1 pseudogene is annotated in these 272 nt (G+C 63.6%); it reads right to left on the bottom strand.

The features are described 5' to 3' along the window. A pseudogene (locus tag SB772_RS41080) lies at positions 1–242 on the bottom strand (hypothetical protein); the annotation flags it as partial. Between the last annotated feature and the right edge of the window lie 30 nt (positions 243–272).

The following is a 272-nucleotide window of genomic DNA, read 5'->3' as shown; positions in this document are numbered from 1 at the left end:
AGTAGCGTCACCATGTTCAATGCGGCCAGTTGATCGCCTTGCTTGAGTTCCATGGCGGTGAGGAATTCAAAGCGTGCATCGTCGACGCGCAGTTGATTGAGGTACACCACGCCGAGGTCGTTGCGGATTTTGTCGTCGGTGGGCGCCAGCCGCGCGGCGCGCAGCAAGTGAGCCTGGGCCAGGCCGTTGTCGCCCTTGGCTGCAGCGAGTTGGCCCAGGCCGTGTTCGGCTTCGGCGGCCATGCAGGTGCCGAGCAGGCTGCGGTATAACGG

The sequence above is a fragment of the Paraburkholderia sp. SIMBA_030 genome, from assembly GCF_046535245.1.
In the GTDB taxonomy this organism is placed as follows: domain Bacteria; phylum Pseudomonadota; class Gammaproteobacteria; order Burkholderiales; family Burkholderiaceae; genus Paraburkholderia.
Note: the sequence above shows the minus strand (reverse complement) of the source record. Positions and strands in the feature narration are given on the sequence as shown.